This is a genomic window from Streptomyces sp. NPDC101166 (assembly GCF_044768125.1).
GTDB lineage: Bacteria > Actinomycetota > Actinomycetes > Streptomycetales > Streptomycetaceae > Streptomyces.
Window position 1 is genome coordinate 131,658 of the sequence record NZ_JBIWPF010000001.1, and the last position, 11,728, is coordinate 143,385.

The 11,728-nt window shown below is 71.1% G+C and carries 14 protein-coding genes and 1 pseudogene; 11 read left to right on the forward strand and 4 right to left on the reverse strand.

Features of this window, described 5'->3' with window-relative positions; genetic code table 11:
- The first annotated feature begins 40 nt into the window (after nucleotides 1-40).
- The 3 genes from ACIRS4_RS00640 to ACIRS4_RS00650 are packed head-to-tail and all read left to right on the forward strand — an operon-like array spanning nucleotide 41 to nucleotide 1,594.
- Nucleotides 41-415 carry an ArsR/SmtB family transcription factor gene (locus ACIRS4_RS00640; RefSeq protein ID WP_404187914.1) on the forward strand — a complete coding sequence of 125 codons (375 nt, stop codon included), beginning with the start codon at nucleotides 41-43 and terminating at the stop codon, nucleotides 413-415.
- Entirely contained in the window at nucleotides 412-1,146 is a 735-nt protein-coding gene (locus ACIRS4_RS00645) for an aquaporin (protein ID WP_404187917.1), read from the forward strand. The genes ACIRS4_RS00640 and ACIRS4_RS00645 overlap by 4 nt, the downstream gene beginning before the upstream one ends.
- Before the next feature lie 31 nt (nucleotides 1,147-1,177).
- A complete protein-coding gene (locus tag ACIRS4_RS00650; RefSeq protein ID WP_404187920.1) occupies nucleotides 1,178-1,594 on the forward strand; it encodes an arsenate reductase ArsC in 417 nt (138 codons plus the stop codon).
- 122 nt (nucleotides 1,595-1,716) lie between these two features.
- On the opposite strand, the gene ACIRS4_RS00655 is transcribed toward ACIRS4_RS00650, so the two are convergent.
- On the reverse strand, nucleotides 1,717-2,256 hold the full coding sequence (locus ACIRS4_RS00655; protein ID WP_404187922.1) for a GNAT family N-acetyltransferase: 540 nt from the start codon (nucleotides 2,254-2,256) through the stop codon (nucleotides 1,717-1,719).
- 237 nt (nucleotides 2,257-2,493) lie between these two features.
- On the opposite strand from ACIRS4_RS00655, the pseudogene ACIRS4_RS00660 reads away from it, so the two are divergent.
- Nucleotides 2,494-2,697, forward strand: a pseudogene (locus tag ACIRS4_RS00660) (VOC family protein); the annotation flags it as partial.
- A gap of 90 nt (nucleotides 2,698-2,787) precedes the next feature.
- Nucleotides 2,788-3,726 (forward strand): MerR family transcriptional regulator, encoded by a 939-nt coding sequence (locus ACIRS4_RS00665; RefSeq protein ID WP_404187925.1) that lies wholly within the window; start codon nucleotides 2,788-2,790, stop codon nucleotides 3,724-3,726.
- Between the two features lie 58 nt (nucleotides 3,727-3,784).
- Here ACIRS4_RS00665 and ACIRS4_RS00670 read toward each other — a convergent pair whose 3' ends face one another.
- Nucleotides 3,785-4,186, reverse strand: coding sequence for a VOC family protein (locus tag ACIRS4_RS00670; RefSeq protein WP_404187928.1), 402 nt, complete (start codon nucleotides 4,184-4,186; stop codon nucleotides 3,785-3,787).
- A 112-nt stretch (nucleotides 4,187-4,298) separates the two neighbouring features.
- Complete coding sequence (locus tag ACIRS4_RS00675; RefSeq protein WP_404187930.1) at nucleotides 4,299-5,288, reverse strand: hypothetical protein; 990 nt, start codon at nucleotides 5,286-5,288, stop codon at nucleotides 4,299-4,301.
- 215 nt (nucleotides 5,289-5,503) lie between these two features.
- Here ACIRS4_RS00675 and ACIRS4_RS00680 point away from each other — a divergent pair, with 215 nt between their 5' ends.
- From ACIRS4_RS00680 to ACIRS4_RS00705, 6 genes are all read left to right on the forward strand, one after another.
- Complete coding sequence (locus ACIRS4_RS00680) at nucleotides 5,504-6,499, forward strand: SDR family NAD(P)-dependent oxidoreductase (RefSeq protein ID WP_404187933.1); 996 nt, start codon at nucleotides 5,504-5,506, stop codon at nucleotides 6,497-6,499.
- Between the two features lie 195 nt (nucleotides 6,500-6,694).
- On the forward strand, nucleotides 6,695-7,696 hold the full coding sequence (locus ACIRS4_RS00685; protein WP_404187936.1) for a terpene cyclase: 1,002 nt from the start codon (nucleotides 6,695-6,697) through the stop codon (nucleotides 7,694-7,696).
- Nucleotides 7,697-7,941: 245 nt separating this feature from the next.
- Entirely contained in the window at nucleotides 7,942-9,348 is a 1,407-nt protein-coding gene (locus ACIRS4_RS00690) for an alpha/beta hydrolase family protein (protein ID WP_404187938.1), read from the forward strand.
- A gap of 144 nt (nucleotides 9,349-9,492) precedes the next feature.
- On the forward strand, nucleotides 9,493-9,678 hold the full coding sequence (locus tag ACIRS4_RS00695) for a DUF1737 domain-containing protein (protein ID WP_404187941.1): 186 nt from the start codon (nucleotides 9,493-9,495) through the stop codon (nucleotides 9,676-9,678).
- A 303-nt stretch (nucleotides 9,679-9,981) separates the two neighbouring features.
- Nucleotides 9,982-10,812 (forward strand): TNT domain-containing protein, encoded by an 831-nt coding sequence (locus tag ACIRS4_RS00700; protein ID WP_404187944.1) that lies wholly within the window; start codon nucleotides 9,982-9,984, stop codon nucleotides 10,810-10,812.
- Nucleotides 10,813-10,842: 30 nt separating this feature from the next.
- Nucleotides 10,843-11,295: a hypothetical protein gene (locus tag ACIRS4_RS00705; RefSeq protein ID WP_404187947.1), complete on the forward strand. Its 453-nt coding sequence runs from the start codon at nucleotides 10,843-10,845 to the stop codon at nucleotides 11,293-11,295.
- A 28-nt stretch (nucleotides 11,296-11,323) separates the two neighbouring features.
- Here the strand turns inward: ACIRS4_RS00705 and ACIRS4_RS00710 are convergent, their stop codons facing one another.
- Nucleotides 11,324-11,719: a RidA family protein gene (locus ACIRS4_RS00710; protein ID WP_404187950.1), complete on the reverse strand. Its 396-nt coding sequence runs from the start codon at nucleotides 11,717-11,719 to the stop codon at nucleotides 11,324-11,326.
- Nucleotides 11,720-11,728: the final 9 nt, after the last annotated feature.

The window sequence follows — 11,728 nt, forward strand, 5'->3', positions numbered from 1 at the left end:
CAACCTTGCGCCTTGAATCGAAAAACGTCAACATAGAGGCATGTCGAAACAAGAGCTTGCTGTGATCGGCCAGGACGCCGGCTGCTGCCCGGGCCTGTCCGCCGCCCCCCTGGAGGAGGACCAGGCCGCCGAACTGGCGAAAGTGTTCAAGGCACTGGGTGACCCGGTCCGGCTGCGGCTGATGTCGATGATCGCCTCGCGCGGTGAGGGCGGGGAGGTGTGCGTGTGCGAGCTGACTCCGGCCTTCGAGCTGTCCCAGCCGACGATCTCCCATCACCTGAAGCTGCTGCGCCAAGCCGGCCTCATCGACTGTGAGCGCCGCGGGACCTGGGTCTACTACTGGGTGCTGCCCGGCGTTCTCGACAAGCTCGCCGCGTTCTTGACCACCGCCCAGCCCGCCGGGGTCACCGCGTGAACGCCTCCCTCGGCCGCAGGGTCGTCGCCGAGGCGGTCGGCACCGGCCTGCTGGGGGCGGTGGTGGTCGGCTCCGGCATCCAGGCGACCGAGCTGTCGCGGGACGTCGGTGTGCAGCTGCTCGCCAACTCCTTCGCCACGGTCCTCGGCCTGGGCGTGCTCATCCTGCTGCTCGGGCCCGTCTCCGGCGCGCACTTCAACCCGGTCGTCACGCTCGCCGCCTGGTTCGGTGGCCGTCGCGATCCAGACGGCCTGGCCCTGCGGGACGTCGCCGCGTACGTGCCCGCCCAGATCGCGGGCGCGATCGGCGGCGCGGTCCTGGCCGACGCGATGTTCGCCGAGCCGCTGGTCGAGTTCTCCACCCACGATCGGTCCGCCGGGCACCTGCTGCTGGCCGAGGTCGTCGCCACGGCCGGGCTGGTCCTCCTGATCTTCGGCCTCAGCCGGATCGGCCGCGCCGCGCTCGCCCCGGCCGCGGTGGCCTCCTACATCGGGGCCGCGTACTGGTTCACCTCCTCCACGTCCTTCGCGAACCCGGCGGTGACCATCGGCCGGACGTTCACCGACACCTTCGCCGGCATCGCCCCTGCCTCCGTCGCCCCGTTCATCGCGGCCCAGCTGCTGGGAGCCGTGCTCGGGCTGGGGGCCGTCGCCGTGATCTACGGCCGCCCTGCCCCCGCCCCGGATGACATCGTCGTCCCGCACGGCGAACCGGAACCCGCCGTCTCCTGATTGATCCGATCTCCCGAGAAAGCCCCCGCCCATGAGCTCTTCCGCCACGCCGCGTCCGTCGGTGCTCTTCGTCTGCGTCCACAACGCCGGCCGCTCCCAGATGGCCGCCGCCTTCCTCGCTCACCTCGCGGGCGGCCGCGTCGAGGTTTGCTCCGCCGGGTCCTCCCCCGCCGACGACGTCAACCCGGCCGTTGTGGAGGCGATGAGGGAGGTCGGCATCGACATCTCCGCCGAGACCCCGAAGATCCTCACGGTGGAGGCCGTCCAGGCGTCCGACGTCGTGATCACCATGGGGTGCGGCGACACCTGCCCCGTCTTCCCCGGCAAGCGGTACCTCGACTGGCAGCTCGACGACCCGGCCGGGCAGGGTGTCGAGGCCGTACGCCCCATCCGTGACGCGATCGAGGCCCGCGTCCGGGTGCTGATCTCGGAAGTGGCGCCGGGCTGACGGTCAGGTCGCTCCCTTCTCCATCCGCTGGACATGGGCGACGAGCCGGGTGCTGCGCGCCTGCCCGGTTGCGCCGGATGGATCGAGGATGCGCTGGACCGTTTCCCGGACCGGTCCGAACGTCAGGTCCTCGCGCTATGGGCGATGCGATACAGCACGTTCGGACGCAGTGGCCCTTCGGGAGCGGTGGGGTCGTCGAAGTCGTCGGCAGGGTCCCGGGTCATGCCGATCCGTCGCATCACCGCCTGCGAACGGAGGTTGGTCGCCGTCGTGACAGCGAGGATCTCGGAAAGTCCAAGAGTGTCGAAGCCGTGGGCCAGGACCGTCAGCGCGGCCTCGGTGGCGTAGCCCTGGCCCCAGGCCGGGCGGGCGAGCCTCCAGCCGATCTCCACGCCTGTGAACGGCATGCCGTCATCCACCTGGTCCAAGCCCGCGAAGCCGATGAACTCGCCCGTCGCCCGCACCTCGACCGCCCACCACCCATGGCCTCGCTGGTCGAACTCGGCCTGGAACCGAGCGACGGAGGCATCGCACTGTTCGCGGGTGAGCAGGTCGCCCAAGTGCTCCCGAACCTCGGGGTCGGCATTCATCGCCGCCCATGGTTCAAGGTCGGAGTCCCGCCATCGACGGAGAGTGAGGCGATCGGTACGCAGTTCAGCCATGCTGCCCAGCCAACGTGAGCTGTGCGCCCGAGGCAATCCCTTTTCCCTCAGGACGACATCTCCGCGCAGGAAGAAGAACCGGCACGGCTCGCTCTCAGGCGACCTTGTGCGGCCACAGCGCCAGCGCCGCGTCAGTCACCGTCGGCCTGCCGCGACCGTGTCGCCGGTCACTGGTCCTCAGCCGTCTCTCTCCGCGGTCTTCCGCGGATCGTCCGCCAGAATGCGGTCCGCCAGCCGCCCGACGAACCGGTGGCCTCGCTCGAACTGGTCCACCGCCCCGGCGACGGACCGGTCGACGTGGGCAGCGGTTTCGACCACCTCGCGATCCAGGTGGAAGCGCTCGCCACCACTCTGGAAGCGCTCACCGAAGCCGGCCTGAGGCCCGGCCCCCTCCAGCACCCGGGCGGCCCCCACGGCCCGAAGGCGTCGTGGCTCACGGAGTTGGGGACCATTGGTGCAGCCGTTGGCGCTGAACGGCGTCCGGCGCCGATTGCTTGAGTCTCCAGCAAGGGGAGACCTGAAGGTGGGGACATGAACGGTCACACGCTCTACTCGATCGGCGAACTGGCCCGGCGAACCGGTATCACGGTCAAAACCATCCGGTTCTACTCCGACCGCGGGCTCATCCCGCCCACCGACCGCAGCCCGGCGGGCTACCGCCTCTACGACAACGGCGCCGTCGCACGCCTGGACCTTGTCCGAACCCTGCGCGAGCTGGGCCTGGACCTTGACGCCATCCGGAAGGTCATGGACCGGGAACTCCCGCTGCCGGAAGTCGCCGCGGCGCATGTCGAGGCGTTGGACGTGCAGATCCGCATCCTGCGCCTGCGGCGCGCAGTGCTGGCTGCCGCAGCGAGGCGTGAGGCCACCCCTGAGGAGACGGATCTGATGCACAAGCTGGCAAAGCTCTCTGAAGCGGAACGCCGACGGCTGGTCGGTGACTTCCTCGACGCCGTCTTCGGTGGCGTGGGAGCCGGTTCGGTGTTCGTGGGGATCAGGCGCTCGATGACTCCGCAACTGCCGGACGACCCCGATACCGAACAGCTCCAAGCGTGGGTGGAGCTGGCCGAACTGGCCGAAGACCCGGAATTCCGTGCCCATGTGCGGCAGATGGTCGAGGACCAGGCGGCCGGGTGCATCCCGCACACTCCCCCCAGCCGGCACAGCGTTTTGGCCGTGATCGTCCGCGACCAGATCGCCCCGGCTGTAGCAGCCGGCATCGAACCGGCCTCGCCCCAGGCCGATCCGATCGTCTCGGCCCTGGTGACCCGCTGCGCACACCTCTTTGAACACCGGGACGATGCCGAGTACCGGCGGCATCTCCTCACCCGGCTGGAACGCTTGAACGACCCTCGCAGAGAGCGGTACTTCTCGCTGCTCGCGGTGATCAACGGCTGGCCTGGCCCGGAGAGTCTTCAGCCGGTGCTCGACTGGTCCGTCCACGCTCTGCGAGCACGGACACAGCGATGACGGGCGGCCGGAGCATCGCCTGCACCGCGTCTGTCATCGGCGGCCTTCCGCTTGCGCGTCACTCCTTCGCCAGTGGTGTGAGGAAGATCCACACGTGGCCGAACGGGTCGCGCAGCGTCGACTGGCGTGCGCCGTAGGGCATGTCGGCGGGCTTGGTGAGCAACTCGGCGCCGGCGGCCGCTGCCGTCGCGGTCAGGCTGTCCACGTCCGGCACGTAGACGTGCAGCGCAACCGACGGCGCGGTCCGGTCGGGAGCCGAGAAGGGTGCGTCGGCGTCTCCCAGCATGAGCGTGGAGCCGTGGATGCCGATCTCTGCGTGCGTGATCCGCCCGGCCTCGCCTTCGAGCCGGAAGAGCTCGACCGCGCCGAACGCTTTCGCGTAGAAGTCGATCGCCTCAGCGGCGCCGTCGACCATGATGTGGGGAATGACCGCCTGCCTGTGGTGCTCGGGTATCTCCATGTGGATCACGGTAGGGCGGCTGCGGGCGCTGGAGATCGGGCCACGGCCTCACCCTGCCTAGGACCTTGGGCCTAGGGTCCTCGCTCAAGCGGGCTGCCGGTGAACGCATCTTTCAGTCGGGCCGCGTGAAGTCGATGGTCTGCTCGCTCGTCGCGGGACCGGTGGTCTGCCATTGTTCGGGGCTGAGCAGGCGGGTTCGTGCGGCGAGGCGGCGCAGGGCGGCGATGGCGGCCTCGTCGAACGGGGCGCCGCTGTAGCCGACGTACGCCACGACGCCGGGCGTCGGCTCCCACGCCAGGGCGCCGTTGCCGCCGAAGGCGGACGTGATGACAGCGGGCTTGCCGTTCACGGTTCCCGCGGGCCGGGCGCGGGCGGCGTACAACTGGTCTTCGAGTCCGCCGCATCGGGTGGCTCCGGTGAAGGTGAGGCCGCCTGAGAGGGCGTCGGCTTCACCGGTGTCGGTCGAGTCGTACCGGGTCTCGTGCAGGTAGGGCGGTCGCGAGGTGCCCGCGGCCGTGATCGAGAGTCCGGGCGGTGGTTCGACGTGAGGGCGGCCCGAGGCGATGCCGGTGGCGGAGGCGACCGCGATCAGCTCGGGACGGGGCAGGTCACCGCGGACCCGCGCGTATGAACCCGCGATCGGCCAGGTGATCTCATGCTCCAGGGCCCTTCCCGCGACGCCGCCGACCTGGACCGTGCGTCCCTCCTGCGGCGCCGGCACGGGGAAGGTGACTACCGCGCCGTGCCGCCCCAGCGATCCGTCCCGGCGTCGTACGACCACTGTCGCCGGGCCTGCGGAGGCCCTGCGGTCACGCCTGATCAGCGTGGCGCCCTCGGGCAAGGGCACCCCTGCGATCACCAGGCCGGGGGTCTGTCCCGCCCTGACCACCGCGTCCGGCCCCGCCGGAAAGGCGCTGCCGGAAGGCGGCGCCGACGTCGGGCTCGCAGGCGCTGCCGGGGTCTGCTCGTCCGGTCCACCGCCCACGGTCGTCACGCCCACCGCGAGCGCCGCCGCGAGGATCACGACCGCGACCGCGATGCTCAGTCTGCGTGACGGCCTCCAGGGCGGGCGATCCGGTCCGTTGCTGAGCACATCCCCCATGTCCGCAGTCTCCCCCAAGGTTTCGGGGATGTACAGGTCGGCGGCAACCGGGGGCGCTCTGCGGCGCGACGGTGGGTCAGGGTGTGTGCCGGGGCGGTCGGCGTGGCGTGCGAGGTGTGCGGATGCGTCGGGCGGGTTCGCACGCTCCCTGTCCGGGGTGCGGCTGCGCGCGGCAGGGTGTGCGGGGTCGGTTGGCCATGGGGAGGTGGGCGCGGGTGAGCGATGTTCGTTTCGACGGCCGTGTGGTGGTCGTGACGGGGGGAGGCCGTGGACTGGGCCGGGAGTACGCCCTGTTGCTCGCGGCGCGGGGCGCGCGCGTCGTCGTCAATGACGTGGGGACCGGGATCGACGGGTGTGGGGCGTCGCCGTCACCGGCGCACGCGGTGGCCGAGGAGATTCGTGTGCTGGGCGGGGAGGCGGCGGCCGACGTCCACGACGTGGCGACCGTGGGCGGCGCTCGCGCTGTGACCAGGGCCGCCGTGGAGCGTTGGGGACGGCTGGACGTGCTGGTCAACAATGCGGGCATCTCGATTTTGCGCCCGCTGGGGGATCTGTCCGACCAGGAGTGCCGGCGTGTGCTGGACACCCATGTGGGCGGGACGCTGAACATGGTGCGGGCCGTCTGGCCGCACATGGTCGCGGCGGGGTACGGACGGATCGTCAACACGTGTTCCGACGCCGTCTTCGGCGATGCGGGGCTGAGCGTCTACGCCGCCGGAAAGGGCGGTGTGCTGGGGCTGACCACGTCGCTGGCCGCCGAGGGAGCCCCGTACGGCATCAAGGTCAACGCGGTCGTGCCGATCGCCGCGACCCGCATGTCCCTTCAGGCGCTTCAGGGCGACGAATCGACGGCCGGCCTGCTCGTCGACATGTTCCCCGCCCGCCTCGTCGCGCCCGTGGTGGCCGTCCTGGCCCATGAGGACGTGCCCTGCACGGGCGAGTTCCTCCACGCGGCGGGCCGTCGTGTCGGGCGGGTCTTCCTGGGGGCCACCGAGGGAGTGGTGTGGAAGGAGGACCCCACACCCGAGTCGGTCCGCGATCAACTGCCCGGCGTCCGCAGCACCGAGGAGTTCCGCACGCCGCAGAGCGTTCGCGCGTCCATGGCGTTCAGCCTCGAGCGGCTCGGGATCGGGGGCGGTGAGCCGCTCACGCTGGACCTGACGACGCCGGAGGCCGTGGACGAGGGTCGCGTGAGCCCGGTCGAAGACTGAAGCCGGCGGGGCCGGAGCGCTCCAGCTCGTCGGCGGCCGCGCGGGCAGAGCCGCGCCGCGTGCACACCGGGTGAGCCGGGTCGCCCTGGGACGTCGGCGCATCCCTGGCGGTGACCGGGGCCGCCGAGGCCGCCGCCGTCTCGTCGAGGCCGCGACCCGGGCCGTGCAGCTCTTCAGAAACTCCGGGAGGACTCCGTGCCGCAGGACGTCGACTTCGACCTTCCCGACGCCGTGGCGCCGAGTCCCGGGCTTGACGAGGCGCGCCGTCGCAATCTGGCATGGGTGCGCCGCATGGGCCTGGTCACGGACGACCGATCCGTCGCCTGGTACACCTCCTGGGACATGCCGCGGCTGGCCGCTCTCGGCTTTCCCCGTGCCCGGGGGCGCGCTCTGAGGCTGTGCGCGGACACGATGGCCTTCTTCTTCGTCTTCGACGACCAGTTCGACGGCCCGCTCGGCAGGGACCCCGCGCGCACCGCCCGCGCCTGCCGGCGGCTGACAGACATCGCTCACGGCGCGGCTCCGCCCGCCGGGGCCGATCCCTGCACGGCGGCCTTCGCCGACATCCGTGCCCGCGGTGTGCGCGGCGCCCACCCCGCCTGGATCGCCCGCACCGCGCACGAGTGGGAGTACTATTTCGCCGCACACGCCCACGAGGCGATCGGCCGCCTGCGCGGGGCGCCCGCCGACATGGAGGCCTACCTCGAGGTCCGCCGGGGCGTCGCCGCCACCGATCTGCCCCTCTCCCTCGGGGAGCGCGCCGCCGGCATCACCGTCCCCGCGGCGGCCTTTCACGCACCTCACCTGAGGATCATGCGCCGGACGGCGATCGACGTCACCTTGATGTGCAACGACGTGTACTCGCTGGAGAAGGAGGAGGCTCGCGGCGACATGGACAACCTGGTCCTCGTCCTCGAACACTCCGGCTCCCTCACCCGCGCCGAGGCCGTCGCGGCCGCGGTCGACCGAGTGAACCGGTGTGTGGGACGGTTCGGGGAACTCGCCGCCGAGACGCCGGCCTTGTGTGCCCGACTCGGGCTCAACCGCAGGGAACAGGCCGCTGTGGACGTCTACGTCGACCTCATGGCCGCGTGGATGAGCGGCTACCACACGTGGCAGCGCGAGACGCTGCGCTATCGCACCGCTCACGAGGTGGTCCCACCGTCGGGGCCCGGCTATTTCGACCAGGTGCTGTAGCGCGGCCGCACGCCGGCCGCGTCCCGGTTTGCCGCTCCCCCTCGTCCTCCTCGTGCGCCCGGCCCGCTCGGCACTGTTCGCCATGGCCCCCCTGAACTCCGCCGACGGCCGCAGCGGCCCCGCCTCAGCCGACAGCACCGGCCGCGCCCGGCTGCGTGCCCGGAGCCGGCGGTGACGGTCCATTCGGGGCAACGGCGGGCGTCGTACTGCGGGGCGCGCGGGGCGCGGTCCTACATTGGGGCGTCATGACAGACGTAGCGCCTGATCACGCTCTCGGCCCAGGACGACGCAGCGCCCTTTCCGGGATCCTCGGCGTGGCGGGGGCCACCGTGCTGGCCGCGGGGTGCACCCCCACGCGGGCCTCCTCCGCCCAGGCTCCCACGAGCTCGGCCTCCGCCTCCGCCTCCGCCGGCGGGCCGGCGCCCGGCGTGATGACGCTCTTCGACGACCCGGAGTTCAATTTCGGCGGGCTCCTGGCGCTCGGTGGGGCCGATCAGGGCAGCGCCGACGTGGGCGAGGTGCTCACCGCCGTGAACACGATCAACAAGGCGGGACTGTCGGCGCAGAGTTACGTCGACACCTTCAGCAAGCTCGGCGACCGGCTGATGAAGGCGCCCGAGGGCGGGCGTCCTGACCAGGAGACCACGCGCTTCCGGGCGTTGAGAGCGTCGCAGTACTACGCCCAGGCGCTCTTCTTCGTCCTCGGTTCCCGGGACCCCGGCCGCGAGGAGGACCTGTACAAGGCGTGCCGCGGCGCATGGGGCACCTTCTGCAGGCTGTGCGACCCGGCGCCGGTGACGGCGAAGGTCGCGTACGGGAAGACCTCCATGCCCGTGTGGCTCTTCCGCCCCGACGCCTCAGGGCGGCGGCGCCCCACGGTGATCCTCACCAACGGCAGCGACGGGCAGAACGTCGACATGTGGACGTACGGTGTCGCGGCCGCCCTGGACCGGGACTTCAACGCCCTGGTCTACGACGGTCCCGGCCAGGGGCAGATGCTCTTCGTGGACCAGGTGGTGTTCAGCCCGCGCTGGGAGACCGTGGTCACGCCGCTCGTGGACTGGCTGACGGCCCGTTCCGACGTGGACGCCGGCAAGATCGCTCTCACCGGCCTGAGCATGGGAGGCGACCTGGCGCCCCGCGCCGCGGCCTTCGAACAGCGGATCGCCGCGTTGGCGGCGATGCCCGGATGTCTGAATCCGTGGCTGGCCTTCGGGGAGCTTCAGAAGGTGCTCACTCCGGACAAGGAGGAGACCAACACCATCTGGAACAAGGAAGTCGCGCCCCAGCTGTCTCCTCCCGAGGCCGCGACGGTGAAGAAGCGCTTCGAGCCCTTCTCCGTGCCGGCGATGCTCGCCGCTCGGCAGGGCAAGATGTTCACCGACTTCTACACGCCTGCCAAGCTCATCCAGTCGATGGACATCACGGACGTGGTGGGCCGGATCAAGGCGCCCACCCTGGTCCTCGACTACGACTTCGAGCAGTTCTATCCCGGCCAGCCGCGCCAGATGTTCGACAAACTGACGGCTCCCAAGGAGTATCTGAAGCTCACCACGGCGACCGGCGCGCAGCTGCACTGCTCGCCGATGGCTCCCCGGCAGCACTGCGAGGTCGTCTTCGACTGGCTGCAGGAGACACTCCAGGGCGGCTGACCCCCGAGAGCGCAGCGCCGGGCCGGGCTGCGCTCCCCCGGGCATCCGGCCGTTCCGCGATGGCTACCGCCGGTCCGCGTCGTCCGCGGTGAAGCGAGGCGGGGTCAGGCGCTCTGAGCCGAAGTCACCTGAGATCATGGCCTCATGAGCACACCACCGGACGGGTTGCCCGTCTACCGAGTTCTGACCGGCCCGGACGACGAGACGTTCTGCCGCCGTGTGAGTGAGGCGATCGGGCTCGGCTACGAGCTGCATGCCGGCCCTGCCGTGACGTTCGACGGCGAGAGGGTCGTCGTCGCTCAGGCCCTGGTGTGGCCGGCACGGTCATGACGGCACCTCGGCCGGACTCACCGCTTCCGGTCCAGTAGCCTGTCATCGGTGACGACACGTCGGCGGCCGTCCACCGTTCGCCGGTCTCCAGCAGGGCAGCCCTTCTCGGGTGCTGTTCGTCTGTTCGCGGGTTGACCACCTTGTGTGAACCGGCCGCGTCCGTTCGGACGCAGCTGTGGCGCGCCCCCGTGTGCCCGCCCCTCCCCGTGGTTTGAGTGATCCCGTCTTTCCGGTCGATCCGTGGCGCCGTTTTCCGGCGGGCCGCGGGATCGCCCGGTCCGCCGGGCCCATGTGGGAGGTTCAGTGAAAGCGTCAAGGTGGTGTGCCGGCGTCGTCGCAGCCGCCGGTCTGTCCGGTTCGCTCGTCATGGGGGCGTCCGCCCCGTCGGCCGCGACCGCGGCCGGCCACGGCGGTGGAGCGGAGACCCCCGGGCCGGCCCGGTCGAGCATGTCGACGCCCGCCCCGGTCGGGTCGCTCGCGCAGCCGGGAGACGGGCAGGACGGGTACGGTGAGCCGCGCGCGTGCAAGGGCCTGGTGCCGTATCCGATCCTGGAGGCCTACCGCCGGTACTACTTCTGCGGTGACTGGCGGCTGGGCCCCCGGCAGTTGCCGGACCGCGGTCCGGTGGGTGACATCCTCAAGGGCTACAAGCGGCTCGGCGGCCTCACCGCGGTGGAGTTCCTCGACCGGTGGTGGAACCCGGCCGCCGATTCCGGCCAGGGCGACTGGCGCTATCCCGCGGACGACGGCTTCGCGCACAACGCCCAGGGCGGTGTGATCGCGGCGGCGCTGGTGCTCCACGCGGGGCAGGACATGATGCTCGACCGCTTCGGCAACGAGGCGGGACGCTTCCTCGCCCCGGCCGGTACGAAGTACGGGCTGCGGGCCCTTCCGCCGTCGAACCTCAACACCTCGGACCCCCGCTACCCGCACGACTACCACCTGTACCGGCTGGCCAAGGACGTCACCGTGTGCGCGGGTCCGCAGGCGCCGGCGTTCGAGCAACCGGGCACCGGCACCCAGTACGTGACGTCGAGCAAGTTCTGCCCGGACATTCCCCCGACGCGCGTCATCGACCTGGTGAACAACGGCACCCTCGTACGGCTGAAGACGACGCAACCGTCTTCGCCGTGATCGCGACGCTCCCGGTGGGAGAATCGCTTCATGGACCGGTTCGAGTTGTGCCGCGCCCTTCGGGCGGCCGGGGTGCCGGAGGCGTACTACGAGATCCAGGACTGTCATCGCGGGCCTCATCCGGCCGACCGCTACTTCCTCGAGAAGCGCGGTGGCGTGTGGGTGGTGGGCGTCCGTGAGCGGGGTTCGCGGGACGTGCTCGAACGGTTCACGGACGAGGACCAGGCGTGCCGGTGGCTCCACTCCCGGCTGACCGAGGAGGGGCCGCCGCCCGTCCCGCCCACTGCCGAGGAGATGGATCAGCTTCTGCACGACAGTGACGGGATTCAGCGCCGGGCCCGGGAGGCGCTGGAGCGGGCTCTGGCCGAGCCCCGCGATCGGCCCGCCGAGGGGCCTCCCGCCGAGCGGCCTCCCGCTGGGAAGCCCCGCACATCGGAGCCTCCCGCCGACGAGGGTCGTACACAACCCCCGTCGGCGGGATGACCCCGTCCCCGCGCGTGGCGGGGCCGCGTCACGCGACGGCGGTGCCCTCCAGTTCGACCATCAGGGTGGGGATCGCCAGCCGCGTCACCCCGAGCATCGTCGTGGTCGGCGCCACCCGCGCGGCACCCAACCGCGCCGCCAGCAACCCGTAGTGCTGGAAGAGCAGGTCGACGTCGGTGGTGCAGACGTTGAGCCGGACGAGATGCGCGAGGGACATGCCGGCCTCGCTGAGCACCGCCTCCAGATTGTCGATGCTCAGCGTCAACTGCGCCGCCATGTCACCGTCGTGCTGGGGCTTGCCTTCGGCGCTCATCGCTGTCTGCCCCGAGATGTACAGGGTGCGGCTGTGCCCGGACACCACCTCACCCTGGTTGAATCCCAGCTCCGTCGACCACGTCACCGGGTTGACCGCTGTTCGTTCCATCACCACGTC

Excerpts from the sequence above, each read along its gene's own strand:
- ACIRS4_RS00640 (WP_404187914.1), top strand. The coding sequence starts at position 41 with ATGTCGAAACAAGAGCTTGCTGTGATCGGCCAGGACGCCGGCTGCTGC.
- ACIRS4_RS00650 (WP_404187920.1), top strand. The coding sequence starts at position 1,178 with ATGAGCTCTTCCGCCACGCCGCGTCCGTCGGTGCTCTTCGTCTGCGTC.
- ACIRS4_RS00655 (WP_404187922.1), bottom strand. The coding sequence starts at position 2,256 with ATGGCTGAACTGCGTACCGATCGCCTCACTCTCCGTCGATGGCGGGAC.
- ACIRS4_RS00665 (WP_404187925.1), top strand. The coding sequence starts at position 2,788 with ATGAACGGTCACACGCTCTACTCGATCGGCGAACTGGCCCGGCGAACC.
- ACIRS4_RS00670 (WP_404187928.1), bottom strand. The coding sequence starts at position 4,186 with ATGGAGATACCCGAGCACCACAGGCAGGCGGTCATTCCCCACATCATG.
- ACIRS4_RS00675 (WP_404187930.1), bottom strand. The coding sequence starts at position 5,288 with ATGGGGGATGTGCTCAGCAACGGACCGGATCGCCCGCCCTGGAGGCCG.
- ACIRS4_RS00690 (WP_404187938.1), top strand. The coding sequence starts at position 7,942 with ATGACAGACGTAGCGCCTGATCACGCTCTCGGCCCAGGACGACGCAGC.
- ACIRS4_RS00695 (WP_404187941.1), top strand. The coding sequence starts at position 9,493 with ATGAGCACACCACCGGACGGGTTGCCCGTCTACCGAGTTCTGACCGGC.
- ACIRS4_RS00705 (WP_404187947.1), top strand. The coding sequence starts at position 10,843 with ATGGACCGGTTCGAGTTGTGCCGCGCCCTTCGGGCGGCCGGGGTGCCG.
- ACIRS4_RS00710 (WP_404187950.1), bottom strand. The coding sequence starts at position 11,719 with ATGGAACGAACAGCGGTCAACCCGGTGACGTGGTCGACGGAGCTGGGA.